Raw genomic sequence first — 385 nt, forward strand, 5'->3', positions numbered from 1 at the left:
TCTTCGAGCTGGTCAAAGACCTGCATGCGCTTGGCCTTCTCAAAGGACAGCGTGATGGTGCCTTCCATTTCGTTCTTGCGAACGACGTAGACATCCACACGGTCGCCCACGCTGACGGTCATGTTGCCGGCGGCGTCACGGAACTCGCTGGCCGGGATCTGGCCTTCGGACTTGAAGTTCACGTCCACCAGAACATTGTCGTCATCCACGCGAACGATCTCGCCCTTGGTGATAGAGCCTTCTTCGAGGTCGCCGAAGTCGGGATTGAGATAGTTTTCAAGGGCGCTTTCGAAACTCATTTCGTTTTCGTGCCCGGTTTCCTTGTCTGCCATGCTTGACATGCCTCCAAACATAATTTGTCCCCTGTGCGGGGGTGAAAGAAAGT

At 54.8% G+C, this 385-nt stretch carries 1 protein-coding gene; it reads right to left on the reverse strand.

The genetic code is table 11. The annotated features are described in order from the left end of the window. On the reverse strand, nt 1-332 hold a 332-nt coding region (locus tag JWG43_RS19315; RefSeq protein ID WP_205244508.1), incomplete at its 3' end, for a S1 RNA-binding domain-containing protein. Nucleotides 333-385 lie beyond the last annotated feature (53 nt).

Source organism: Desulfobulbus alkaliphilus (assembly GCF_016918545.1).
GTDB lineage: Bacteria > Desulfobacterota > Desulfobulbia > Desulfobulbales > Desulfobulbaceae > Desulfobulbus > Desulfobulbus alkaliphilus.